This is a genomic window from Ignavibacteriales bacterium (assembly GCA_016709155.1).
GTDB lineage: Bacteria > Bacteroidota > Ignavibacteria > Ignavibacteriales > Ignavibacteriaceae > JADJEI01.
Window position 1 is genome coordinate 721,042 of sequence record JADJEI010000001.1, and the last position, 26,172, is coordinate 747,213.

General features: G+C 34.9%; 22 protein-coding genes and 2 pseudogenes. 9 read left to right on the forward strand and 15 right to left on the reverse strand.

Features of this window, described 5'->3' with window-relative positions; all coding sequences use genetic code 11:
• Positions 1 to 49: 49 nt before the first annotated feature.
• A pseudogene (locus tag IPH11_03670) lies at positions 50 to 1,257 on the forward strand (HAMP domain-containing histidine kinase).
• Between the two features lie 588 nt (positions 1,258 to 1,845).
• On the opposite strand, the gene aroB reads toward IPH11_03670, so the two are convergent.
• The 4 genes from aroB to IPH11_03690 all read right to left on the reverse strand — a co-directional run bounded on the left by aroB (position 1,846) and on the right by IPH11_03690 (position 6,455).
• A complete protein-coding gene (gene aroB, locus IPH11_03675) occupies positions 1,846 to 2,928 on the reverse strand; it encodes a 3-dehydroquinate synthase (GenBank protein MBK6912800.1) in 1,083 nt (360 codons plus the stop codon).
• A 24-nt stretch (positions 2,929 to 2,952) separates the two neighbouring features.
• Positions 2,953 to 3,495: a shikimate kinase gene (locus IPH11_03680; protein MBK6912801.1), complete on the reverse strand. Its 543-nt coding sequence runs from the start codon at positions 3,493 to 3,495 to the stop codon at positions 2,953 to 2,955.
• A gap of 61 nt (positions 3,496 to 3,556) precedes the next feature.
• On the reverse strand, positions 3,557 to 4,267 hold the full coding sequence (locus IPH11_03685) for a hypothetical protein (protein MBK6912802.1): 711 nt from the start codon (positions 4,265 to 4,267) through the stop codon (positions 3,557 to 3,559).
• Between the two features lie 109 nt (positions 4,268 to 4,376).
• Positions 4,377 to 6,455 (reverse strand): SurA N-terminal domain-containing protein, encoded by a 2,079-nt coding sequence (locus tag IPH11_03690; protein ID MBK6912803.1) that lies wholly within the window; start codon positions 6,453 to 6,455, stop codon positions 4,377 to 4,379.
• 710 nt (positions 6,456 to 7,165) lie between these two features.
• Here IPH11_03690 and IPH11_03695 point away from each other — a divergent pair.
• The 4 genes and pseudogenes from IPH11_03695 to IPH11_03710 all read left to right on the forward strand — a co-directional run bounded on the left by IPH11_03695 (position 7,166) and on the right by IPH11_03710 (position 12,945).
• Complete coding sequence (locus IPH11_03695; protein MBK6912804.1) at positions 7,166 to 7,753, forward strand: Crp/Fnr family transcriptional regulator; 588 nt, start codon at positions 7,166 to 7,168, stop codon at positions 7,751 to 7,753.
• Complete coding sequence (locus IPH11_03700; GenBank protein ID MBK6912805.1) at positions 7,754 to 8,584, forward strand: PHP domain-containing protein; 831 nt, start codon at positions 7,754 to 7,756, stop codon at positions 8,582 to 8,584.
• A 147-nt stretch (positions 8,585 to 8,731) separates the two neighbouring features.
• Positions 8,732 to 10,978 carry a hypothetical protein gene (locus tag IPH11_03705; GenBank protein ID MBK6912806.1) on the forward strand — a complete coding sequence of 749 codons (2,247 nt, stop codon included), beginning with the start codon at positions 8,732 to 8,734 and terminating at the stop codon, positions 10,976 to 10,978.
• Between the two features lie 27 nt (positions 10,979 to 11,005).
• Positions 11,006 to 12,945: pseudogene (locus tag IPH11_03710) on the forward strand (ABC-F family ATP-binding cassette domain-containing protein).
• Here the strand turns inward: IPH11_03710 and IPH11_03715 are convergent.
• Positions 12,942 to 13,889: an ROK family protein gene (locus IPH11_03715; protein MBK6912807.1), complete on the reverse strand. Its 948-nt coding sequence runs from the start codon at positions 13,887 to 13,889 to the stop codon at positions 12,942 to 12,944. The pseudogene IPH11_03710 and the gene IPH11_03715 sit on opposite strands and share 4 nt — an antisense overlap.
• A 163-nt stretch (positions 13,890 to 14,052) precedes the next feature.
• On the opposite strand from IPH11_03715, the gene rsmA reads away from it, so the two are divergent.
• The 3 genes from rsmA to ubiE are packed head-to-tail and all read left to right on the forward strand — an operon-like array spanning position 14,053 to position 16,509.
• Positions 14,053 to 14,880, forward strand: coding sequence for a 16S rRNA (adenine(1518)-N(6)/adenine(1519)-N(6))-dimethyltransferase RsmA (gene rsmA / locus IPH11_03720; protein MBK6912808.1), 828 nt, complete (start codon positions 14,053 to 14,055; stop codon positions 14,878 to 14,880).
• Positions 14,873 to 15,823, forward strand: a complete 951-nt coding sequence (locus IPH11_03725) for a phosphatase PAP2 family protein (GenBank protein ID MBK6912809.1) — start codon at positions 14,873 to 14,875, stop codon at positions 15,821 to 15,823. The genes rsmA and IPH11_03725 overlap by 8 nt, the downstream gene beginning before the upstream one ends.
• Positions 15,823 to 16,509: a bifunctional demethylmenaquinone methyltransferase/2-methoxy-6-polyprenyl-1,4-benzoquinol methylase UbiE gene (gene ubiE / locus IPH11_03730; GenBank protein MBK6912810.1), complete on the forward strand. Its 687-nt coding sequence runs from the start codon at positions 15,823 to 15,825 to the stop codon at positions 16,507 to 16,509. The genes IPH11_03725 and ubiE overlap by 1 nt, the downstream gene beginning before the upstream one ends.
• Here the strand turns inward: ubiE and IPH11_03735 are convergent.
• Genes IPH11_03735 through IPH11_03765 form a run of 7 tightly spaced genes read right to left on the reverse strand, consistent with a single transcriptional unit; the run spans position 16,429 to position 22,321 of the window.
• Complete coding sequence (locus IPH11_03735; GenBank protein ID MBK6912811.1) at positions 16,429 to 17,301, reverse strand: hypothetical protein; 873 nt, start codon at positions 17,299 to 17,301, stop codon at positions 16,429 to 16,431. The genes ubiE and IPH11_03735 overlap by 81 nt on opposite strands.
• Entirely contained in the window at positions 17,298 to 17,894 is a 597-nt protein-coding gene (rdgB, locus tag IPH11_03740; GenBank protein MBK6912812.1) for an RdgB/HAM1 family non-canonical purine NTP pyrophosphatase, read from the reverse strand. The genes IPH11_03735 and rdgB overlap by 4 nt, the downstream gene beginning before the upstream one ends.
• The gene (locus IPH11_03745) at positions 17,891 to 19,237 is read right to left on the reverse strand and encodes an amidohydrolase family protein (GenBank protein MBK6912813.1); all 1,347 of its coding nucleotides are present in this window, start codon (positions 19,235 to 19,237) and stop codon (positions 17,891 to 17,893) included. Before IPH11_03745 ends, rdgB begins: the two co-directional genes overlap by 4 nt.
• A complete protein-coding gene (locus IPH11_03750) occupies positions 19,230 to 19,586 on the reverse strand; it encodes a carboxymuconolactone decarboxylase family protein (protein ID MBK6912814.1) in 357 nt (118 codons plus the stop codon). Before IPH11_03750 ends, IPH11_03745 begins: the two co-directional genes overlap by 8 nt.
• 21 nt (positions 19,587 to 19,607) lie before the next feature.
• Entirely contained in the window at positions 19,608 to 20,252 is a 645-nt protein-coding gene (locus IPH11_03755; protein MBK6912815.1) for a rhomboid family intramembrane serine protease, read from the reverse strand.
• Between the two features lie 15 nt (positions 20,253 to 20,267).
• A complete protein-coding gene (locus tag IPH11_03760; GenBank protein ID MBK6912816.1) occupies positions 20,268 to 21,995 on the reverse strand; it encodes a T9SS type A sorting domain-containing protein in 1,728 nt (575 codons plus the stop codon).
• A 14-nt stretch (positions 21,996 to 22,009) separates the two neighbouring features.
• Positions 22,010 to 22,321, reverse strand: a complete 312-nt coding sequence (locus IPH11_03765) for a hypothetical protein (GenBank protein MBK6912817.1) — start codon at positions 22,319 to 22,321, stop codon at positions 22,010 to 22,012.
• Between the two features lie 282 nt (positions 22,322 to 22,603).
• On the opposite strand from IPH11_03765, the gene IPH11_03770 reads away from it, so the two are divergent.
• On the forward strand, positions 22,604 to 22,741 hold the full coding sequence (locus IPH11_03770) for a hypothetical protein (GenBank protein MBK6912818.1): 138 nt from the start codon (positions 22,604 to 22,606) through the stop codon (positions 22,739 to 22,741).
• A 213-nt stretch (positions 22,742 to 22,954) separates the two neighbouring features.
• Here the strand turns inward: IPH11_03770 and IPH11_03775 are convergent, their stop codons facing one another.
• From IPH11_03775 to IPH11_03785, 3 genes are all read right to left on the reverse strand, one after another.
• Positions 22,955 to 24,643, reverse strand: a complete 1,689-nt coding sequence (locus IPH11_03775) for a T9SS type A sorting domain-containing protein (protein MBK6912819.1) — start codon at positions 24,641 to 24,643, stop codon at positions 22,955 to 22,957.
• 74 nt (positions 24,644 to 24,717) lie between these two features.
• The gene (locus IPH11_03780; GenBank protein MBK6912820.1) at positions 24,718 to 24,987 is read right to left on the reverse strand and encodes a T9SS type A sorting domain-containing protein; all 270 of its coding nucleotides are present in this window, start codon (positions 24,985 to 24,987) and stop codon (positions 24,718 to 24,720) included.
• An 83-nt stretch (positions 24,988 to 25,070) separates the two neighbouring features.
• Complete coding sequence (locus tag IPH11_03785; GenBank protein ID MBK6912821.1) at positions 25,071 to 26,168, reverse strand: hypothetical protein; 1,098 nt, start codon at positions 26,166 to 26,168, stop codon at positions 25,071 to 25,073.
• Positions 26,169 to 26,172: the final 4 nt, after the last annotated feature.

Sequence of the window (26,172 nt, forward strand, 5' to 3'; positions counted from 1 at the left end):
ATTGATTTTTTTTCACAAATTATCTATTGAAAATTTAGGATAATACGAAATGAAAATGTCCGGTGGACCCGCTTCTACTAACATCAAAATACTATTGCTGATCATGGCATTGCTTATTGCTGGAGGAACTCTTTTCTATACACAGAACCTTGTGCAAAAACTCCAGGAGCGAGAAAGACAAATTGTAGAACTATACGCAAAAGGAATTGAATATGTCGCAAACACTAACTCGCCTGATGTAGATATTACATTTCTCTTTGATAACATTATTAAACCTATTGATTTCCCGATTGTGCTTACAGATAAAGATAATGTTGTCAATATCCGAAATAAGACCGACGTTAGAAATATAAATTTTGACAGTACCCTCACAAATACCGAGCTTAAATCTTTTTTAATGAAAAAATAAAAAAAATGGATGAGCTTCACCCCCCTATTGAAGTAACATATGCGGATACCATCGTTTTAACGAAGATTCATTTTGGCGATTCGGAGCTTATAGAACAGCTTAAGTTTTATCCTTACCTGCAAATTATTATTGCATCACTTTTTATCATCATCGGCTATATTGGTTTTAGCAATATCAAGCGGAGCGAGCAGAGTAATATTTGGGTGGGAATGGCAAAGGAAACTGCACACCAATTCGGAACTCCATTATCAAGCTTAATGGGCTGGCTGGAAATGCTAAAACTAAATTTTCATGATTCCAATAAGGTAAGTGATATTGCAGAAGAGATTACAAGTGATATTGAGAAGTTGAACAAAATTACTTTCCGCTTTTCCAAAATTGGATCGAAGCCTGAACTCAAAGAAAATAATGTTTATGAAGTTATTACTAAAGTGGTTGATTATTTTCAAAGAAGATTACCTCAAACCGGGAAATCCGCAGAGTTAAGCGTTACCGGTGATAATTCTGCATTTACTAAAATTAATGCAGAGTTATTTGAATGGGTAATTGAAAACCTCATAAAAAATTCTCTCGATGCAGTTGATCCTGCAAATGGCAAAATAGAGATCGTCGTAACTGAGAACAAAAAGTCAGTTGATATTGAAGTAAGTGATAATGGCAAGGGAATTGACTTAAAAAGAAGAAAAGATGTTTTCCGACCTGGTTACAGCACAAAAAAAAGAGGCTGGGGATTAGGGTTAAGTCTTTCTAAACGAATTATTGAAGGCTATCATGGCGGAAAAATCTTCGTTAAAAATTCCGGTATGGCAGCCGGAACTACATTTAAAATCATACTTAGGAAGAAATAAAAATTTCATCAGATCGTTCAAACCTATTGTTTACCTTCATTTAAATCCTAAATGTGTAGATTTCATTCTTCACGAAACAACTCTTCATTAAATTTGTCCAATATTAGCCTTCTGATCAACTATTTTTACCACTTCAAAATCCAGTTGTAATTATGACGAGTAATTATTACTCAAAGCCCTGAATAGTTGATTTTTTCTTCATCTTTTGCTCGAAATACATAGCGGAAAATTTTGGCATGGGAGTTGTATACTATAACCCGAAATAGTTTAAGCATAGCATCCCTCCAAAATGACACTCTGACTGTCGAGTTATCCCCTCACAACTCGACAGTCTTTTTTTTAAACCATCATAAAACTTACCCACCAAAAAAAGTGATTCACTTTTATAAAGAATTGTCTTTAAATCCTAAAATCGAACAAGTGACTATTTGAAAATAGTCAATAATCAAACATATCAGGTGGCATTATAATTGTTTTATAATATCCGAAAAGTAGTAATAATTTCTAGCATAGCCCCTCCTAATATGACACAGATTACTGCCGGACTTTGGGTCAACAGTCCGGCAGTTGTCTTTTAAAAAAATCTCATCATTCTAAATCTGGCACACATTTTTTTAAGTATTGAAATCCTTTTAAAATTTGATCTCGATTTAGTTGAACATCAATTAAAACCTCACCTATATCTTTAATTAGGATCCCGTTTATTTTTCCTCCAAAATTTTTCTTATCAAATTTTAAGTAATAGAGAATGTCATCGTCGTGAATTTTCAATAATGTGTCTGGAACTAAATTTTTAAGTGGTAATTGTATAAAAGAATAAAATTTCTCTTCATTTAAAATTTTCAAGGTTTTTGAAATACTTAGCATAATTATTAATCCAGCGTTGACAGCTATTCCATGCTTGATTTTAAATTTTGAAGCACTTTCAATTGCATGCCCAAAAGTGTGACCGAGGTTTAATATTTTTCGTAATCCATTTTCAAATTCATCTTGATGGACAATGGAAGCTTTTATAAGTAAACAGTTTCGAATTATTTCAGTCAAGACAGACTCATTGAGAGCCAAGATCGAAGTATAATTATCGCTTATATAATTGAAGAAACTTGTATCAGATAGAAAAGAATATTTAATAACTTCCCCCATCCCTGATTCAATTTCTGTTTTCGGAAGCGTCTTCAAAAACGATAGATTAATGATTACACATTCCGGCTGGTAAAATGTACCTACTATATTTTTTTTATTTTTAAAATTTATCCCTGTCTTGCCGCCAATTGAGCTATCTATTGTAGCGACAAGGGTTGTTGGTATATGAAACAACTTTATTCCCCGCATAAAAATTGAGGCAGCAAAAGCACTTATATCCCCTGTAACACCACCACCAATTGCAATTAAAGAACTTGATCTGCTCAAACCGGACTGCAGTATTGATTCTAGTAGTTTTTTTAGTTCCGGGAAAGATTTGGAACGTTCCCCCGACCTTAGAATATAGCGATTGGTATTTTTTCCTAAGAGAGAAATAAACCTTTTTATGAAATTTTGATGTAAGCGATTAACGGTTTCATCAATAATAACAAAATATCTATCTGAGGCAGAATTATTAATAATTATTTTTTTGATATCGGCGGGCGAGAAGTTATCAATCAGTACAGGGTATTCTTTTTTTCTGTGCAAGCAATAATTTTTTTCATAGCAATCTCAAACTATAAAATGAATTGAATTAAGTTTTTTAACTATTAAATCCACTGTTTTTCCTATGGAAATATTATCAGTTTGAAATGTTAAATCAGCCTGTGAGTAAAATTTTTTTCTCGCTTCAAATAAGGTATTAATTTTTGATAAGAACATTTCCTTTGTGGGATTCTCAAAGTCTTCAAATAAGAAAGCGGGTCTATCCTTTTTATATTTTAGTCTATGATAAATTGATTCAGGGGAGGCGTTAAGAAAAATCAAGATACCAGATTTTTTTATGATGCTTAAATTTTCATCATTATTTATAGCTCCACCGCCGAGTGAAACTACTACATTTTTCTTCTCTGAAATTAATGTAATTATTTCTTTTTCAAGATCTCTAAAATACTTTTCCCCAAAATCTTTAAAGATTTCATTTACTTTTTTATTGATTTTTTTTTCGATTTCCTTATCAATATCTGCAAATTCAAAACCAATTGTATTGGCGAGAATCGGACCCAGCGTACTTTTACCCGAAGCCATAAAACCGGTAAGATAAATGTTATTCATTCTGCGTTATAATTATTAGCACGAAATTATTAAATAAATATTTTTGCTCAAATGAATGATATCATAAATGGAAGACTAACGCCAGGAGGAATGCAATACCATCAACATTAATTTTTGATTCGAAAGATTTTTGGGGTAAAAGAATTGTTGTGCCATCATAAGTTACTTCAGTCTTATTGTACTCACTCCTAATCGAGAATTGAGGGTCACGAAATTTTAATTCGAGACGTACAGAAAAAAAGTCTCTAATCACGTAATCGGTAGACAGCGCAACATGAATGCCATAAGCAAACGATCTCTCAATATTCGATATTTCAGCATCCCCGAAATTTCTTATCTGTTCGCCGTGATAATAACCGATGCCACCACCCATTAAAAAAATAAATTGTTCTGTTGAAAAGGGTAAAAAATAATAAGCAGATAATTCGACGGGAACCAATATAAATCCATCTTCAACATTGATATTTACGGTTACTCCGTCAGAAAAAACTGTTAGATTAGGTCCAATAGCAGATTTTTTCAAATATTCAGTTGATAATCCAAATAATATATTATTATTGAGACGGTAGCGAATGTCAATTGCAGGATTAAGTATATCTTCGAGCGGGAAAAAATTATTCCTTAATACTTCATCTGAAGAATTCGGGTTTAGAAATATTTTAGCCGAGGTGGTATAAACTCCACTTATTCCAAAACTAAATTTTTCAATGTTGTACTGTGCGGAAATAAAAGCTGGAAAGAATATTAATAAAAGAAATATATTTTTTTTCATCTACTTAATAAACAATTCTTTTGATTTAAAGTTCAACATTATTTATTAAATAACAAACCCCCGAATTTTTCCATCCGGGGGTTTAGCATTAATAAACTTTTAAGAATTTTTATTGTTTAAAAAATTTCTGTCTATTATCAACTATATCACCTTCTTCTTTTAACTTACCCAGCCATGCTGTAAATAAAGCATTACGTCTTTCTTGAAGAATTGAATTTCTAAGATTACTGCTTTGCAATTCGTATGCATTTTTATCAAAATTTGTTTTGCTGACTAATCTCATCAAGTAGTAACCACGTGCGCAGCGAAATGGACCTGATAATTTATTCGGTTCAAGTGATAACGCATAATTATAAAATGCGTAATCCCTGCCGATATTGGGGACAGTAGTATTGATAGTAAACTCGCCTGAATTCGCGACTTTAATTCTTGAATCAACCGATGTAATTTTATTAATATCTCCATTAACTTTTTTGAAAACACTTTCTGCTAATTTTTTTGATTTCTCAAATTTCTTATCTCGAACGACGAGATTTTTCACCATTGCTTTTACTTCATCGAATGGTCTAAATCCTTCATTTGTAATTTCTGAAACCATCATTACCACATAACCATTTGCAACCTTATATACATCACTTACTGTATTAAGTCCATTTTCAAATGCAAAATCTACAAGTCTTTTATCACCACCGATTAGTGGAACCGCAGTTGCCGTTTTTTGAAATGGGGGTGTTTCTTTTAATTCTAATTTTAGAAGTTTGGCTTCACTTTCAAAGCCGTTCTTTTGAGCGATGTAGGAAAAATCATTAGCCTGATTAAATATTGCATCTTTTGTGGTGGCAGATTGCTTAACCGGGTTAACAATTCTTTCGACAACAAATTTTGTATTGTTTCTTGAAAGCACACGGATTATATGATAACCAAAACTTGTTTTAACAGGTTTCTGAATTTCTCCAATCTTACCTTCAAAGCAAGCTTTTTCAAATTCTGGAACTGTTTCGCCTTTACCGAACCAGCCTAAATAGCCGCCGTTCTGCCCGCTCATTTTATCTATAGATTTTTCTTTGGCAACCTGATTGAAATTAGCACCACCCATTAATTGTTGATATACTTTTGTCGCTTCCGCTAGGTTCTCTGCATCACTGCTGAGTTGACCAATCAAAATGTGTTCTGCTTCAACAAAAGTTTCGTTTGAAGCAAATGAGGAAATGAAATGGTACAGAGCATAACCTTCGGCCGCGATATAAGGTCCAAGAATTGAATTTGGGACAGCCGAGAAAAATTCTTTAGCGTGGTCGCGGGAAATTTCTTTTATTGAAATCGTATCTTTAGAATAGGGAGCCGATGAGTAAATATCTACAAATGATTTAAAAGAAGCTGTATCGTTTTTGAAACTGTAAGCGACACTCTCAAGGCTTTCTTTAACAATGTTTGAATCTTCTTTAGACGCTTGATTTGGGAACAATACAAACTTTACTTTTCGTTGCGCCTGAATTTTATATTTATCTAAATTCTCATCGTAATATTTTTTAACTTCTTCATCAGTTACTTTGAAAGTAGAATCAGGCCAGAGAATTATTTCGAACGGCGCATAATCAACATTAAGTTTAATATTGTCATCCATATATTTTTTAAGCACTTCTGCTTCACCAACTGTAACACTTGCGAAGAGCAAACTTTGCAGCTTTTCACTCAATTGATTCTGTCTAACAATCTGTTCCGCCTGAAGCAAAGGTTCTTTGTTACGAGGATCGAAAAGAGCAGTTTCATACATTTGTCTGTTAAAGCGCCCGGTTGAATCTATGAAATTTTGTTTTAGAAAATCGGGTGGATTATCGCCAAGTATAATGTCTTTAATTTCCTGATCGGAAACATAAAGCCCATATTTTTCGATTTCCTGATTAATTAATTTTTGAGTAACAAGCGCCTCCCAAACCTGGTTCCGAAGTTGTTCGAGTTCTTCATCTTCGACATCTTTCCCTGTTTGGTTTTTTTTGTTCTCAATCTGTTGATCAAGAGCATTCTGAAACTCTTGATATGTGATTTCTACTCCATTCACAGAGCCAATATTATTTGTACTCCCGCCTAACGCCTCTAAAACATTTGAGTCAGATATCATCATAAAAAGGACAAATAACCCTCCAACTCCTATTATAAACCAAGGAGCTAAACCGCGCATTTTTGCCATCATAGGCATATTATTATAATCTCCAATTTAATTTCAAGTCTTGATTTTAGCTTTCAAAAATAGACATAGAGGCTTAGAAAAACAACTTAATACTGCTGAAAAATTCAAGACGAATAAAGAGAAAAACCCAATAAGTCTAATGATGCGAAATAGAATAGAATTGCTTTTTCAAATTGATGGTGACTGGCACTGCTGTCCAAAATAATTTTAATATCAGTAAAATCAATTAAAATTGAATTGATTTGAGAAGGATTTTTATATAACTAAAAACAATCCCTATTACCTATTAGGCAAGTTGATTATAGAGAAGAGCAAACCGTTAAAACGGTTGGCAGTTAAATATTTTTTACGTTCTCAACGGGATTTGGCTTGCCATCCCTCTGGGAAATCCCGTTGAGAATGTAAATCAAAATGATTAACCGTTTCAACGGTTTCATAATTCAATTAGTAAACCAGAGTATTTAGAATTAGGCAAAAACATTCAATATTTTTTCAAAAAAATTATTTTGGACAGATGTGGTGACTTGAGTTTTTTCTATTTCTTAAACTAAAAATCACTAATTTTCTTTTTAGAATTAAAAGCAACAACAGAAGTATTGATAAAGGATTGAATTTTGTCTGATAAAACAAATTTTTTAAAAAACATTCCAATATTTTCAGATCTGGAAGAAAATTCACTAAACCAAATACTCGACCTTGGCAGTTTAAAAATGTACGCCAAAGATGAAATTATTTTAAATGAAGACGAAGCCGGAACTGCTCTTTTTGTAATTGTGAAAGGCAAAGTTAAAATTTCAAGGTCCAGTAAAGACGGCAAAGAGGTCATACTTACTATTATGAATGAATCTGACTTTTTTGGTGAAATGGCTATTCTTGACGGCTTCAGCAGAAGTGCTACAGTTACAGCTTTAGAAGAATCAAAATTATTTATCGTTCAACGAAATGACTTCTTAACCCTCCTCAAAAACCATACTGAAGTTTCGATTGCACTTCTTCAAGAATTGACTCAAAGATTGAGAGCTGCAGGAATGAAAATTAAAGCCCTTTCACTTAAGGATGCCGAAGGAAAGGTGGCTTCTGTGATATTACAACTCGCTGAAGAAATAGGAAAAATTAGACAAGGTGTAGTTGAGATAGAAAAACTGCCTTATCAGCACGAGCTCGCAAACATGGCTGGAACTTCGAGGGAAACAATTTCGAGAACACTTCACACCTTTGCAAAAAAAGGTTTGGTTGAATTGGACGGCACCCACCTTAGAATTTTAGATTATGAAAAATTCAGAGAAATATATAATTAGATGGCTGACATAGTTGATTTACATATTCACACCAATCATTCCGATGGTTACTACACACCAAAAGAAATTGTTGACTTTGCAAGAAGGCACGAAGTAGAAATAATAAGTATCACCGATCACGATAACCTTGCTGCTATTAAAGAAGCCCAGGCTTATGGAAAGCAATTCGGGGTTGAAGTAATTCCCGGCTTAGAAATAAGCTCAGATGTAAGAGACAAAGAAATTCATATTCTTGCTTATTTATTTGATGTTGACAATGAAGAACTTGGTCGTTATCTCCTCTTTTTCCGGCAGGAGAGAGTCAAACGCGCCGTAAGGATGGTGGAAAAACTAAACGAGTTCGGATTGCCTCTTGAAATTGAGGACGTTCTTTCAATTGCGAAAAACTCAGCGGTTGGAAGACCTCACGTTGCACAGGCATTAGTAGCAAAAGGACTTGTTAGTTCATACTTCGAAGCGTTTTATAAATATATCGGAAATGGCTGTCCCGCTTACGAAAAAAAAGTCCATCTTTCACCTCAAAGCGCTTTTAAAATTATAAGCGATGCCGGAGGTTTATCTTTCATTGCTCATCCCGGGAACATGAGTGAAGCTTTAATAAAAGAATTGATTGATGATGGTGTTGATGGGATTGAGGTGGTTCATCCATCTCATTCAGCTCAACTCGTAAAATACTATAAAGGGATAGTTAATGAATATTTTCTTTTGGAAAGCGGCGGTTCAGATTTCCATGGGGGCAAAAGAGAAGATGAAAAAAGTTTCGGCAAGTTCACAGTAACCCGATCTATTGTTACTGCAATGCAAAGAAGACTTTCGCGCAGCAATAAATAATCTATGATGTTTCGGAATTCTAAATGTGAAATTATTTTGGCACTTTCATAGAATCGAAATAATATTATTTTAGTCACAATAAATAAACTTAATGAGGTAACAATAAGTCAATCTCTACGATTTCAATAAAAATCTATTGGTATTAAAATGAAAAAAATATTTTTGTGCTTACTGTTAACACTCATCAATTCATTTGCGTTTTCTCAGCAAACTACTGATTGGAAAAATTATACCGATATGAAATCAGTAAATTCTATCTTTGTAGAAGGCAGTACTTCATGGGCTGCAACAAATGGTGGCGCATTCTACTTCAACCTAAAAGATTCCACTTATCTTTTATTAAGAAGAGCGGAAGGATTAAGCTCAACAATCATCACTTCGGTAGCTACTGATAAAAATAATAAAGTTTGGCTTGGGAGTTCATCAGGCATCATTAATGTTTATGATCCCTCCAGCAAAGAAGTTCAGAGTATTCTCGACATTTATAATTCAGATAGATCAAGCAAAACAATCAACGACATCTTTATCACCGGTGACACTGTAATTGTTTCCACAGATTTTGGCATCTCGCTAATTGACATAAATAATTTCTTTTTTTATGATACCTACTTCAGGTTTGGAAATCTTGCTTCAAACATAAAAGTTAATTCTGCCAATAAATTAAATAATCAGATTTATGCAAACACAGATTTTGGTCTGGCAGTTCAAAAAGCCGGTGTAATTAATTTATCAGCTCCGGAATCGTGGGATGTTTATACTACCTCCAATGAACTGCCTTCTAATAAAACCAAAAAAGTTTTGCTTTATAAAGACTCTCTGATTGTTGCCACAGACAAAGGCTTGGCCGTAAAAACCGATGGTTCGTGGAAAGAATTTCTTCCTGAATTCAATGACGCAGATATTACGGACGTTATTGCTTTTAATGACTCGCTCGCTGTCTTATCAGAAAATAAAATTAATATTTATTCAGCAGGAAAAACTGCATTAATATTTTCTTCAAGTGATGCTCACACAACGTTGGCGCATTCTAACGAACAGGGGATTGTAATTGCAAGCAGCAGGGGAATAAAAAGATTGAACGCTCAAAATATTGCAGAGATTTATTATCCAAATGGACCCGAAAGAAATCAATTCCCAGATATGAGCGTTGATCCAAAAGGGGTTTTATGGTGCGCCAGCGGCAAGGATGGGGCTGGTGTTGGCATTTATCGTTTCGATGGGGAAAATTGGTCAGTCACAAATAAATCTGATTACCCTCAATTCAATACAAATGACTTATATCGAATATACTCCGCCCCCGATAATTCAATTTATGTCGGAAGCTGGGGTCATGGGTTTGCAAAATTTATTGATACTACTCTTCAGGTATTTGATTTTTATAACACTGAGATGAAAGGTATTTCCACTGATCAGGATTTTCTTGTAATTACCGGATTTGATTATGATTCACAAAATAATTTATGGGTATTAAATTACGCTTCGGCTGATAAGAAATCTTTGAACTTACTAACTCAAGACAGCGTTTGGTATTACTATTCCGTTCCTTCAGAAAATAATCTTTATACAGAACAGCATTTTGATTTAGTGATTGATAATTACGATACAAAATGGTATTACTCACTCGATCCAAATCGAACAGGACTTTTTTATTTCAATGAAAATAAAACTTTTGACAATCTTGCAGATGACAAATCCGGCTATCTTACCGAAGCAAATGGATTGAATAGCAGCACAGTACTATCAATCGTTGTTGACAAGCGGGGGGATGTGTGGGCGGGAACAAATCTTGGAATCAATATTCTTACAAATAATAGTTCAATAATTTCTCAGTCATCTCCATCATTTAATATTTCGTCAGTTTTTTCTTTAAGACAGCAAACTATAAATGCAATTGCTGTTGATGCACTAAATCAAAAATGGGTTGGAACAAATGAAGGGCTGTACCTTGTAAATTCAGATGGCTCCTTTTTGATTGCTTCTTATACAACTAAAAATAGTGCTTTGTTATCTGATATTGTTCGAAGCATCGCCATTGATGAAGTTACCGGAACTGTCTATGTCGGTTCTGATGCAGGACTGACTTCCTTCCTAACCCCTTCCATTAAACCACTCGATACTTTTAGTGAACTTTTCTTTTTCCCCAACCCATTTGTACTCGGTTCCGGAAATAATTTACTTACAATTGATGGACTGATAAAAGATACAGAGATTAAAATACTGACAATTGATGGCAAACTAGTAAATTCTTTTCTATCTCCCGGGGGGCGTGTGGCATATTGGGATGGTAAAGATCAACAAGGAAGATTGGTTAACAGCGGCGTTTACCTGATTGTTACTCATGATCAGGAAGGGAATAGTGTTCTGACAGGTAAAGTTGCAGTTCTTCGTCAATAATTATTTTACCTGTAAAATTAAATTTTTATGATCGATCTTTCGAATATTTCTCTTCAATTTAATGGAAAGTACCTTTTTCGCGATGTTAATCTCCGAATTAATTCCGGCGATAAAATTTCATTGGTGGGGGCAAATGGAACAGGCAAGTCTTCCTTCCTCAAAATAATTTCGGGAGAAATAGCTCCTGAAACGGGAAAAATAAATAAACAAAAAAATGTCAGCATTGGCTACTTGCCGCAGGAGAATGTAACTCATTCAGGCAGCTCATTGTTTGAAGAAGCTAAAACCGCTCTCTCTATGCTGGTAACAATTCAGGAAAAAGAGCGATCCATTACCGATCAACTTAATGAAAGTGATCTTAGCGATGAAGAGCGGAATGATCTCGTACATCAGCTTGGGGAAATACACCACCGCCTTGATGAATTGGATGCATATTCTGCAGAATCTAAAATAAAAAAAATTTTAGCCGGGTTAGGTTTTGAAGAAAATGACTTCGAACGATTAACAGATGAATTCTCCGGCGGATGGCAGATGAGAATTGCTCTGGCTAAGCTGCTTATTTCTCAGAACGATTTACTCCTGCTTGATGAACCAACTAACCATCTGGACATTGAATCATTAAACTGGTTGATTAATTTTATTCAGAACTATGATGGGGCGCTGCTCATAGTTTCTCACGATAAATTTTTGTTAATAGAGTTACAAATAAGACACTTGAAATTTATCTTTCCAGGTTTAGTATGTTCAACGGTAATTATTATGCCTATTTAAAATTTAAAGATGAACGCGATGTTCAAACTGAAAATCATTTTACGCTTCAACAAAAAAAAATTAAAGAAACCGAAAAATTTATCGAGAGGTTCAGGTACAAAGCTACTAAGTCAAAGCAAGTTCAAAGCAGAATCAAGCAGCTTGAAAAGATTGAACTAGTAGAACTTCCGGAATTTGATTCGACAATTCGTTTTAAATTTCCCGAAGCCCCTCCGAGCGGCAGGATTGCGATTGAATTAAAATCTATTTCAAAATCTTTCGGTGACAAAAAGATATTTGAAAAAATAGACCTAACTTTTGAACGCGGCGAGAAAGTCGCTTTCGTAGGACCAAATGGTGCGGGTAAAACTACACTCGGGAAAATTCTCGCAGGTGTAACTGATTTTAATGGTGAACGCTTCATAGGTCATAAAACAACTATTGCTTACTATTCACAGGATGTAGCAGATAATCTGAACCCTGCACTTGATCTGATTGAAACTCTCGAAGGAATTGCTGAAAATTTTACCATTGGTCAACTCCGCGGATTGCTTGGATCGTTTCTATTTCGCGGTGATGATGTATTTAAGAAGGTGGGTGTACTTTCCGGCGGCGAAAAAAGCAGATTAGCGCTTGCAAAAATTTTACTGACTAAATCTAACTTAATTATTCTTGACGAACCGACAAATCATCTTGATGTTAATTCAAAACTTGTATTGCAAAATGCCCTGCTTGATTTTAAAGGATCCCTCATTGTAGTTTCTCACGATATAGATTTTTTACGCCCGGTGATAAGCAGGGTAATAGAAATAAGGAAGGGTGTGGTTAAAAATTTTATTGGTGGAATTGAATATTATCTTGAAAAAATAAATGGGCTGAATTTTAATGATCGTAAAGATAATTTAGAACAGGTCAAAGATAGCTCTTCCCGAAAAGATCAGAAAAGAATTGAAGCAGAGGCAAGAAAGAAAAGATTTATACTCACAAAAGATATTATCAAACAGATTGCTAAACTGGAACAACACATCTCCGCATTAGAAAAACGGCAGCAGGAGATTGAAACTATTATTTCCTCTAATGACTTTTACTCGAAGCCTGAATATGTGAAACTGACTTTTTCAGAATACGATCAAACGAAGGAAAAGCTCGATCTTGCCTTAGTTCAGTGGGCAGAACTCACAGATAGAAAGCATGAAATAGAAAAGCAATTCAACTAAACTTTTACCCCGACAAATTCTTCTGCAAGAGCAATTCCCCCATAAATTGCTGCATCATCGCCGAGTGAACTCGCAACAATCTTTAACCCTTTTGCAGTAGCTTTCATTACGTGTTTATTAAATTCTTCTTTGATCAGAGGAAGCATAAAATAATCAAGGGCTTCAATCAAACCTCCCCCTAAAACAATCATATCGAAGTTCATCGTGTTTGCAATTCCCGATAGCACGATTCCAATAGTTTGGCAAGCCTCTGTAATGTTTTTAATAACAACTTTGTCTTTTTTCTTAATTGCTGCGGCGAGTGCTTTGGATTTTAATTTTTCACCGGGTTTGAGATGAATATTTAATGAAGTTTTTTGCTTACTTTTTTTCAAATCAGAAATAATTTTATTTGCAATTGCTGTGCGGCTTGCTAATGCTTCAAAACATCCTTTGTTCCCGCAGCCGCAAACGGGTCCATTTTTATCAACAACAATATGCCCGATTTCTCCTGCGACAAAACCGGAGCCGCGATATATTTTACCATTAATAATTAATCCTCCACCTATTCCGGTGCCTAAAAACACGGCGAGTAAATTTTTTGCTTCTTTGCCAATCCCCGAATATTTAATGCCGAGAGCTCCAAGATTAACGTCATTTTCAATCAAAACAGGAAATGGAATTAACGCTTGCAGTTTTTCTTTAATATTAAAATTTTTTAATCCAAGATTTGGGGCAATCGCAATAATACCAGTATGCGGGTTCACTGCACCGGGTACACCCAAACACACGGCTGCAACATTTCCTTCTTGAATATTTCCCTTCTTGATTACATCCTTAATTATAGATACGATATTTTTGATATATCCCCGGCTGCCCTTACTCAAATCTGTTGCATACTTTATGCTTGCAATAATTCCATCAGAAGAGTTAACTGCACTTGCAAGAATTTTCGTCCCCCCCATATCAACACTGATTACGCATTTCTTTTTCAGAGTATCCTCATTTATTAATAATATTTATAAAGAATTTTTTAAAACCTAAAAGGAAAATTTTCCTCCCCAAATATATAGCAGTTTTGATTTGATAAAAATTGGTAATCCTTCAGCGATTAAATAATTTTGGGTTATGTATAAATTTACTCCGCTTAAACGATTTGGGCAAAATTATTTAAAGGATGAAAACATCCTGAATAAGATTGTTCAAACAATTGATCCACAGCGAGCAGATTCTATAATTGAAATTGGTCCGGGCACAGGTGCCCTTACAAAAAAAATTATTGATAAGACTGCTAATTTTATTGCTGTTGAAATTGATAACAGAGTGATAGATCAACTTAAGTCTGAGTTCTCAAATATTAATTTGATCAATGCTGATTTTCTGAAACTTGACCTTAATTCTTTTTCCAGTAAAACTAGACCTCCTTTCCGAATAGTTGGAAATATTCCTTACAATCTTACTTCCCCAATCATTTTTAAAATAATAGAGAATAGAGATATTATTCGTGACGCTGTTTTCATGATACAACTTGAAGTGGCAGAAAGAATGAACGCAAAAATCGGTACGAAAGAATACGGCATTCTCGCAGTGATATTGAATCACTTTGCCGATGTCAAGCTGTGCTTTAAAGTTTCACCAAATGTTTTCTATCCTAAACCGAAAGTTTATTCAGCTGTAGTAAAAATTGTGATGAAAGAATCCGGGATGAACGATAGAAGCGCTCAAATATTTATCAAAACAGTCAAAGCTGCTTTTGGTAAAAGAAGAAAAACTCTGCGTAATTCACTTAAGAGCAGTATATTTGAAAATATTGATTTTACAAACTGCGGAATAGATTTAGGTCTTCGGGCTGAACAACTTTCAATCGCTGACTTTATCAAACTTTCAGAGTATGTATCCAAAAATATTTCTCAAAATACCTGGATCAACAAAATAAATATTTCAGTTAATGAATGAAATAAAATCCTTCTTAAAAAAATTAAAAGCTTACGATCTTGTTGTAATTGCTTTCTACATTTTTCTAACTATTCTGCATTTGATTTTCTATGATAAAATTTTGAATTCGAGTGGTTGGATTGTTATAAATGCAGGAATCGTTTCGCTGGCATTTCTATTAGCCTTTCTGGAAGATCGCTATGCAAACAGGGTTTGGCGAATACTTCATTATTGGTACATCGCTCCTTTAATCATGCTTACCTTCAAAGAACTTTACTATATGATCAAGCCTATACGCGGTATGGATTATGATTTTCTTTTTATTAATATTGACAGATTTCTTTTTGGCGGTGATCCAACTAAATTTTTCTATCACCTCGCAAACCCCTTCCTTACAGAAATACTTCAGATAGTTTATGGAAGTTTTTATTTGCTTCCAATTATTTTATGTCTTTCGCTTCTTCGAAAGAAAAGATATGTCGCAACAGACTTCGCACTTTTTTCGGTAGTCTATGGATTTTTCCTTTCCTACCTTGGCTATTATTTACTTCCTGGAATCGGTCCAAGATTTACATTGCACGATTTCAATTCAGTAAATCAAGCACTGCCTGGATTATATTTAACTAATTTTTTGCGCGAGGTTGTGAATGCAGGTGAATCAATTCCTGCCGGAACAATCAATCCGGCTGATTTAGTTCAGCGTGATGTTTTTCCAAGCGGGCATACTATGATCACTTTAATCGTAATCTATCTATCAATTAAACTTAAAAGCAGAAGCAGATATTTTTTTATCCCGGTAGGTTCGCTTCTGATTTTTTCTACTGTTTATTTATGGTATCACTATGTAATTGATTTGATTGCCGGAGCTCTATTTATGATGTTTGCCATGTGGTCGGGTAAATATATTTTTAATTGGTGGCGAAGGAAAATTTACAAAGAAGAGTTTGAGTATTTGAAACATTAATTATGTCTGATAAAAAAACTAAAGTAAAATATATTTTTGATTCGATAGCTTTTCGATATGATTTTCTAAATCATCTTCTAAGTTTCGGGACAGATGTTTACTGGCGCAAAAAAGCGTTAAGGTTAACGAAATTTTCTGCTGATGCTATACTGCTTGATATTGCGTGCGGCACAGGTGACTTTGGAATTGAAGCCTCCAAATTTGGTATCAAAAATATTTTCGGCGCCGATCTTTCATTTAATATGCTTCAACTATTCAACAAAAAGAGTGATTGGATAAAGGGACGAAACTTTCAAATGGCTGCCGAAAATATCCCGTTGAAAAATAATTCTGTTACAAATATTACAGTAGCTTTTGGTGTTAGAAATTTTTATGACATTCAAAAAGGATTTGATTCTTTCTATCGTGTGTTAAAGGATGGAGGTAAAGTAACTATTCTTGAATTCAGAATGCCAACGAATAAATTCTTCAAAAGCCTCTACAAATTTTATTTTAAAAAAATTCTTCCGAAAATAGGAGGGATCATTTCCGGAAATAAAGCTGCCTACGATTATCTTCCTTCATCAGTAGAAGAATTTGATGAGAAAATAAAAATGCCGGAACTGTTAAAAGTTTCCGGCTTCAGAAAAATTAATTCTTATAATCTGACTTTTGGAATTGTTCAGGTAATTGTTGCTGAGAAATAATTTCTGTTTTATTTCAAACTCAACCAGATTTTCTGTAATGGTGTTTACAGAATCATCAAAATCAATGTATGCACTCGATAGCGCATTTACTACTGTTTGATTACCCTCCCATTTTACAACTCCAATATCTTTTACAATCCAGGAATATGCTGTTAATTTTTTCGGAGTTACAGTTGGATCAATACTTTCGCGCAAGATTAGCTCGTATTTTATTTTTTCAGCATCGGCAGTAACATTTCCTGAATTTAAAGGAATTATCAATGCACTTTCAACTCCCTCATAAAAAGCATTTACTTCAAGCGGCGTAAAATTAAATATGAATGGCGGAATGGTTAATGTCATTTTAAATACTGTCCAGGTTTTTCCACTTTCAAGAGGAAATGAAAATAAAATAAATTCGGGATCAAGATTTACACCGGATCGGAATGAGTCTGGAATTGATGTATAAAGCCCGGTGGTATCGAGAAAATAATAAACTCCGTTATCGGTTTTTCTAACAAACGCCTGCGATGAAATTAATAAAGAGTTTAACGTAAGTGAATCAAACTGATTTGAATAATCAGTTCCGGCTAAATTCGTTCCTCCAATAAAATACGACAAGCGACTGCCGGTGATGATATTTCCTAACGAATCTATTCCTTCAACAGAATACTTGAAAAATGTACCGTCCGAAATTGGGAAATAATTTCCCGGGGGTAGCGGGGCAGATTCATTAACCGCATCATCTTTACAAGAAGAGAGAATTAAAAATAATCCAACCGAAATGTAAAGAAAAAATAATTTTATTTTCACTTTATAACTCCTTCTGATTTTAGCCTATTAAAAAGTTTATTAAAAGCCTGAAAGCGATGACTGATTTTGTTTTTTGTATCAGCATCTAATTCTGCCATCGTACAATCATATCCTTCAGGGATAAAGTAAGGATCGTAACCGAATCCATTCTTTCCTTTTGGATAATTGGTAATCGTTCCTAAAATTTCTCCATGATCAGTTATAATATTCGAATCATCAGCGTAAACTGCAACACAATAATACTTCGCTTTGTGAGGTTCAGAAAATGAATTTAATTCTGAAATTAATTTTCTGTTATTGTCTTCATCAGTTGCGTTTACTCCGGCATATCTTGCTGAAAAAATCCCCGGTTGATTATTTAACTGTTCCACCATTAACCCTGAATCATCAGTAAGACAGGGTAGTTTGAAAATGTTAAAATATTCTTTGGCTTTAATGATTGCATTTTCTTCAAAACTATTTCCAGTCTCTAAAACATCGGGAATATCTGGAAAATCATTTAAAGACAAAATTAATAATTCACTATTAATTGCAATTTGTCTTACTTCGCGAAGCTTGCCTTTATTCTTTGTAGCGAATAGAATTTCTTTCAAAGTTTCGCTCGCTTAACTAATTCTTCAAATTCTACTTTACCTTTTCTATAAAGTTCGTACTCATCATATTGAATTGATGCGCCGTCTTTTACAACCCACTCCCCTTCTATCATCACGTTTATCACATCTTCTTTCCCTGAAGAATAAACAATAGACGAATACAAGTCATCATCATTATCAGTCAATGGATGAAAGGGAGATTCGAGATTCAGAAAGACAAGATCGGCTTTTTTACCCACTTCAATGCTTCCAATTTCTTTTTCGAGATGAAGAGCTTTTGCCCCTTCAATTGTCGCAAGCTTGAAAACAGTTTTCGCACTCATTGAATCAGCACCGTGAATAGGTTTCTGGATCAAAGAAGCAAGACGCATTTCTGTAAATGCACTGAGTGAATTATTACAAGCTGCTCCGTCAGCACCAAGCGAAACTGAAATCCCTTCCTTTAAATATTTGGGAATGTCAGCAATGCCCGATGCAAGTTTTAAATTAGCCGATGGACAGTGGGCTATTCGTGTATTTGTCTTTTTTAATTTTTCTATTTCTTGTTCATTGGTGTGAACACAGTGCGCCAGCACAGTGTGATCGTCAAGCAAATCTAAATTGTTAAAATGAAGAATGTTTTCGACGCCAAACCTTTTGCGAACTTCTTCTATTTCATTTTTATTTTCAGATGAATGTGTGTGATACAAACTGCCGGGAAAATCTTTCATCATTTGCTTTGATTCAATCATTAATTCATTTGAACATGAAAGAACAAAGCGTGGAGAAAATGCAAATTTTATTTTTCCGTTTTGAGAATTGTGAAATTGTTTTGCAAGGTCCCCCGTCATCTTCAATTGGTCGAAAGTGCCTGATTTGAATTGAGGATAAATATCGTTAACATCCATTAAACAATTACCTGCATAAGCGCGCTGCTTCGAATTAATTAATTCTTCAAAAATAAATTCTTCAAATCGCAGTGAACCCATATCAAGAAGTGTCGTAGTGCCTCCGCGCTGAAGTTCATTCAACCCAATTTGGGCTGAAACTTTTATCGAATTTTTATTATGAGCATTCTCAAGCGGAAATATTCGCTTGCCAAGCCAGTCAAGAAGCTGGATATCATCAGCGAAGCCGCGAAATAGTGATTGACACAGATGAATATGAGTTTGAACAAACCCGGGAATTACTGTTAGATTATCGAGATAAATTATTTCTCCGTTGAATAAATCAAAATTATTTTTACTTCTCGGTTCAACAGCAGAAATCACTCCATCTGTGATTTCGATATAATGATCGCGAAGGATTCTTTCATCGGCATCAACACAAATAATTTGTTTTGGGATAAGTATCTTTTTATTCATTCTTCGATTCTTCAAAAATTTCATCCATCATTTCAAATGCATATCTTAAGTGCGGAATTACGATTGAGCCGCCGACAATCAATGCGATGTTGAACGACTCCATTAGTTCCTGTCTCGTAGCCCCCTCCTGAATAGAGCGGTCAATATGGTAGAAAATGCAATCATTACAACGCAGCACCATTGAAGCGACAAGCCCCATTAGTTCTTTCGTCTTCGCTGGCAATGCACCGTCAATGTAAGCCTTGTTATCAAGGGCAAAGAATTTATTGTAATCTCTAAACCCGGAGTTCAGGATTTTATCATTCATATCTGTTCGGTATTTCCGTGTTTCGGAAGTAGTCTTTTTCATTTTAAATTCTTTCGGTGTTAGTTAAAGATCAAATTTATTTTTTTCGGGGTCGTAAGAAACTTCAAGTGTTCGAGGATCAACTTTATCTTCCTCATCTTCCCAATCATATTTTTTCGGCGGATCAATTTTTCGATAAATGAATGCAGAAATAATTCCCGATAATGCACCAAATGCGTGTGATTCCCATGAAATATTTTCCTGACCCGGAAAGATTCCCCAAACAAGTCCGCCGTAAAGAAAAATTACTACCAACGCAAGTGAAATAGATTTGTTGTCTCTCCTGAATAATCCGCTGAAAAAAATAAACGCAACAAACCCATAAACAATTCCGCTGGCACCAATGTGATATGCCGTTCGAGCGAACATCCAAACTAAACTACCGGTTAGGAGATAGACAAGCAGAATGACTTTGTAAGCGGCATGAGGATAGAAATAAAACACACCGTAGCCAAGCACTATTAGTGGAAGTGTATTAGAAAATAAATGGCTGAAATTTTCATGGATGAGAGGCGAAAAAAAAATTCCAACCAATCCACTGATTTCTCTTGGCAGAACACCGAGAGTAACAAAACTTAAATTAAATAGAACTGATACTAAATAAACTATCCAAATTACAATCGGAAATATCAGCGGGATCAGAAATTTTTTTCTTAGAATATTCTGCATCTGATGACAATCTGCTTATCTCATCAGAATAAATTTTTTAACTTCAGAAAATTCACCAGCCTTTAATTGATACAGATAAACACCGCTTGATAATGTAGAATTTACAATATATAATTTTGTGTGATTCCCAGCTTCCTGATATTCATTAACCAGCGATTCTATTTCTTCACCAAGGGAATTGAATATTTTTAATTGGACTAATCCACCAGCAGGTAACTGCCAACTGATAATAGTACTCGGGTTAAATGGATTTGGATAATTCTGTTCAAGCGAAAATATTGAAGGAGAATTAATTTCAACTTCAATATTATTTGAATATTCAAAGCTTCCATCAAAATCAATTTGCTTTAATCTGTATTGATATTTTCCTGATGATAGATTCTCATCTTTAAAAGAATAGGTTTGTTTTTCCGAAGTAGTTCCGTGACCCGGAATAAAACCAATTATTTGCCAATCTTCATTGCTGACTGAAGTCTTTGGACTGAGGACTTGTTCTTTTTCAATTTCAAATCCACTATTGTTAATCTCGGTTGCAGTTTGCCAATTCAAAATAATATCGCTTCCAAAATTATTTGCAGAAAAGGAAATCAACTCTACAGGAACCGGATCGGGAACAAGAGAAACATTCAGAGCTGTGGAAGAATAATTTGTCACTGAAACATTGGTCATTGTTTTGCTTAAGTGATCAGGAGCAGAAAAAGTAATATCATAATTTCCCTGCATTATCATTCTTCTATAAAATCCATTTATTGAATCGGAAGAAATAACAGTGTGTTCATCGTCGTGATTTTCGATTGTAATCAAAGCACGAAGAGGATTGCCGAGCGTATCAGTTACAAATCCGCCGATACCGTAAAGAGTCTGCTGCATAAAATTAATAAATGAACGCTTATTATATTCCCAATGAGCCGGCAGTTGATTTGCCGGAAGAAGTTTTATATCAGATAATTCAATTGTGACTTCACGACCGCCGCGGAAGTAAGTCAGATAATCCTGTCTGCCGCCGTGAATAACATACCACGCACCGCCGTTCGTAATTCCGTCATCGAAGCCGGACATGTAATTGGAGGGGGCATGAGTTTGAACTGTGTCGGCATATTCATGGGAAGTAAACTGAAACCACTCTTCATCAGCGTGTGAAATAAAATCAGGATAAACATTTGACCATGTGTCCCAGGCATAATTTACAACCTCAGCGCCGCCGTGAAAATTTGCAGAGAGAATAAAATTATTCGAATCAATAATATTTTTCATCACAGTTGTTTCCGGCTGCTGATTCGGATTAACTCCGTTTTCAGGATCGGGAAAATTTCTGTTCAAGTCGTAACCATTTTGGTTGTAGCGAATAGCACCGTTCACTGTATTATTCCCGCCGTGATAAGTGCCGTCAGGGTTTGCAAGCGGGTTGATCCATATTTCTGAATTATTAATCAGATCGGTGATCTCAGCATCAGCGCCGTAGCTTGTAAGAAGTGAGTCAATCAATCTCAGCATTAAAACATAGCCGGTGGTTTCATCGCCATGCATTGTTGACGAATACATAAACTGAGGTTCGGTTTCTTTATCATTAATATTGTCGGAAATTTTAACGAATAATATTTTTCTATTCATCACAGAATTGCCTGCATCAATCACCTGGCAGATGGAAGGGTAATCAGCAACGAACTGATTCATCATTGCAATGTAAGCATCGTAGGTGGGGTAAGTGTTCCAATCATTTACGCCGTCTATTGTGTTGCTCATCGAGACGTTTTCAACTATTCCGGGTTTTGGAAGGATGGTGTATGATAGTTGTAAGTCAGGAATTGGTTGAACTCGTTTTCATTTGCGTAAGCATAAACTTTCAATCCTTCAACATTATCAATGGAGATGATGTTTGTAAGTCCGCGCAGTTCTTCTATTGAATTAACATTAAATAAAAAATACACTTCAATATTTTTTTTGAAGTATTCCGAATCCAAATTTTGGGAATAGGCAGAAACTGAAATGAGCAAAGCTAAAACGTAAGTGTGGAAGCTAACCACTTTGTGGAAATATCTGAACATAAAAACTCCGGCGATGTTTTTCATAATATCTAAAATTTACTTACGCCAATATAACCAAACAGAATTTTAGTGCATTAATGAAAAAAAGCTGTATAGTAAAAGCAAGGTGCCTCTGATCAATTATTACGAAAATGCTTTCGAATAAATAAAATGGCGCAATCAATTTGTATTACTCCCCGCCAACCTTACAACATCAAAAAAATAAGATTTTGAGCACTCTACGCGACCTTGGAAGACGACTACGCTAAACCGGTAAATGTCGCTGCGGAGTTGGTAGATGCCTATGCACGTTTGGTAGATGTCTCCATGAGTTGCGTAAATGTCTCCACAAGTTGCGGGCATATTGACGAAGGTTTGGGAGATGAGTACGCCGAGTTTTTACATATCTACCGGCGATTGGTAGATAAGTACGCACGGACAGAAGATGACTCCGGGGAGCCGTAGAGAGTTATGAAACGAAGGAAGACCCCAACAAATTTAGCTGTAGATGAATATTAGGCTAAGTATTTGAGAACGAGGCTGCGAATTTGACTACGGAGAGATGTTTTTGTGTATGGGACAGCGTAGAAGGGAATATTGATTTCGAATAGATAAAAATTGTTAACAAATCTCCGATGGCAATGCCATCGGAGGTTTAGAAGTAGGTTTATTATTTAATTATTTTATCAATAGCATCTGCTTGGATTCGTTGAAAAGAATTTTTCCATACTTCATTGCGGTGATTCTGTAAATGTAAACTCCGCTTGAAAGAGTGCTTGCATCAAAAGTCATTTCAAAAATTCCTGTTTCTAGTTCTTCATTTACCAAATTTGCTACTTCTCTGCCAAGAACATCATAAACTTTAAGGGTTACAAAACTCTTTTCTGGAATTGCGAAACTGATTGTTGTGCTTGGGTTGAATGGGTTGGGGTAGTTTTGAGAAAGTATATGACTTTTTGGAATGGCGGGAACATAATTATTATTCTTTATTGATGTTATTATTTCACCGAGGTTTCCGTTCTTACTTATTTGTTGAGCCAATATCCCCCCCCAGGGGGCATCGTTTTCAAAAACTACTATTGCGCCATAATTGCCATCTGAAACTATCTGTGATAGCCCAGGAGTTAAATTAGTTACTGCAATATCAGTATCACCCCAAACTTTGTAACCAAATTTATCTATTCTTTGTGCATAAAGACCTGAAGGAATTCTCCCAAGATAATATAGTAGAATATTTGAATTCACTTCACTTTCTAATAATCCATGATCTCCTTTCGACGAGATTTCATTTGACACTTTAAGATTATCACTCCATAGTTTATAACCTGAAAGATCAAATCTCTGAACAAATAAATCGTCTACAGGATACCATCCATTATCCCAGGAAGCTGTAACAGTATTATCTGAATTTAATAATAAATCTGCAGGATTAGGGTTAATATTAGTAACACTATCATCCAGCACTATTCCATCTTCACCCCAGAGTTTTTCGCCTGAATGGGATATGCGATTTAGGATTAATTTTTTGACCGAAATTTGTCTAACAGCACTAAGGATCAATCCTCCTTCGCCATCCTTTATCCATTTTTCATACTCTAAATTTTCTTTGAGTGTCCACTTCAAAATTCCCGTACTGTCATAATGCTCTATAAAATGTTTTCCTTCATACGGATATTGTAGAAAAATTCCACCGCTATCATCCGAAATAATTTTGATCCCGAAGGAGTCTAAAACACTATCGGCTACTAAAATTCCATTTTCTCCCCAAAGCCTTTCTCCATTTTTGGAAATATGCTGAATATATAATTTATGTGTATATGACCCCCCCCCAGGAATTGAGAAATCCCAGAAACAAAAAATTCCACCATTTTCATCAATACAAAAGTCAGTGGAACCGTTTGTAAATTTTGTTGTATCAGTTCTTAATTTTATCCCGGCTTCGCCCCAAAGTTTTTTCCCATCATTGTCAAGCTTTTGGACATAGGGTTCTGTAAGTATGATTTGATTGAAGGAAGAATCAAAATAGACTTCCCCAGCAGAATAGCAAACTAGTGTGGAGTTAGAGTCTCCTAAAAAAATATCAACAGGATAATTGCTATTGCCAATTTCCGAAATAACGATTGCAGAATTCCATTTTAAGGACCCTAAACTATCAATCTGTTGAAAATATAAGTTAGTAGTATCATAGTTAAAATTCTGGAATGAAATGGATGCGCCCCCCCTGCCATCCTGGCAGGCAATAACATTTACACCCCAATCCGAAACCCGTGTGTTTACATAAGGATCGTCACTCCATTGGCTAAAACTGGCAGAATTCTGGATTAGGATGAAAGAAATAATATTTATTATCAAAAATAAGTTTCTCATAATCGTTCCGTTTTAAATTCTCAAAATCAAATATTCAGCGGCACAGAAACATTACCTGTGCCGCTGCTGTGTTTTTATTTAATCAGTATAATCTTCTGTGTATTAACATAACTTCCAGAAACGAATCTAACAAGGTAAACTCCGGAGGGTATTGCTTCACCTTCAAAGGGCACAATATGTCTTCCTGCCGGGAGTGTATGATTCACTAATGTCTTGATTTCTTCGCCGATAGAATTAAAAACTTTCAAAGAAACTGAAGTAAACTCAGGCAAATCAAACACAATGTTTGTGTTTGGATTGAACGGGTTGGGGTAATTCTGTTCAAGAGAATACTTTTCTGGCAATAGCTCATTTGTCCTTTTGTAGTATAATACATTCGAACTTACAATATTTGAAACATTGCTTACAAATGAGCTTGTCGTTGCTTTTACATAATATGAAGCAATATTCGAACTGCCCCCATTGTAAAATCATAATCAGTATATTCAAATCTTAAGGTATCATAACCAGTTTCATAAATTAACTGATAAACAGCAGGAGGTCTTCCTGGTGGTATCGTTTCTACTTTTCTATAAACTTTATAGTTGTACACAGAATACGGATAGATATTGTATGGTGTCCAGGCAAGTCTAGGGTGATTATTATCATTAGTAATTTTTAAAGTCTTTGTCCAATCAGTATTACTAAAAACATTTACATTGTTTGAAGTGTATAAAGATTTTGTTCCGTTGAATGCTTCAATGTGATAGTAGGAGGTATGTGAAGCAGTTTGTATAAAATTCTGATCAATAATTGCTTCATCATTAAAAGAAAGAAAGGCATCATCAATATCAGCTATCCAGTAGTAATCTTCAGGTTCAGGTTCAACAGTATCTAAAGACCAGGCATACCAAATCCTATACTTTGAAGGAATGTAATCCTGTGGTGGGGGTGCTTCCCAAAATAATTTAGCTTTTGTTAGCGGGGAGTAAACTGCAAGGTTATTCTCGGTGTAATCTTCGAAGCAGGAAGTTACCCGAACACCATTTTTGATTGTCCATATACCAACAATTCCCCTATCTGGGATTTGAGTATATGTTGAAGCATTCTTATCTTTATAATAAAATTTATCTGAGGTAGCATTGTACTTAAGAAAAAAATCAGTATCATACTGAAATTCTATTGGATAACTTTGATTAGCCCACTTACAATCTCGTAAATCAATGAACACATAGTTTTGTTCATAATCAGTAAATAGTTTGTAGAACCCGTGAGCAATTGGTTCAAAAGGAGCAGCTTCCCAGAATACTCTCCATCCAAAACCTGTGTTTGTATGATTTCCAATAATAACTTCGGTTGCGGTTGAATAATCATCAGTAATTGTTGAATTAGCAAATACTGCACTATATGCTTCGAGAGTAAAGGTAATAGTTGTAAAACTGCCTTCAACTTCAAGCGATATTTCCTCTTTGAACAGTTGCTGTTGTGAGAATATTGGCTCAAGATAAAAGCAAATTAAAAGAATGCTAAATATAGCTTTGCACATTTCC